Annotated in this window: 1 pseudogene; it reads right to left on the minus strand. The window is 62.4% G+C overall.

Features of this window, described 5'->3' with window-relative positions:
* Positions 1-274 (minus strand): annotated as a pseudogene (locus SB717_RS35680) (hypothetical protein); the annotation flags it as partial.

Here is a 274-nt window from a genome sequence, read left to right on the forward strand (position 1 = left end):
TTCGCTGATTGCGTGTCCCGCCTGCGTGCGGTTGTTGCGGATGGTCAGCGTCCGGCGGGCAAGTTCCACGTCATCCCAGCGAAGCCCGATCACCTCACCGCGCCGCAAACCGCTGAACATCGAGAATTCGAACATGCCGCCGAGACGGTGGTGACTGGCAGTGTCCAGATAGACGCCCACCTGTCCCGGCTGCCACGGCTCGAACTTCTTCTTCTGCACAACGGGCAACTTGAGCCCCGCGCCCGGGTTATGGTCGATCAGATCGTCATGCCAC

This window comes from Priestia sp. SIMBA_032, assembly GCF_046535215.1.
Taxonomy (GTDB): Bacteria; Bacillota; Bacilli; order Bacillales; family Bacillaceae_H; genus Priestia; species Priestia aryabhattai.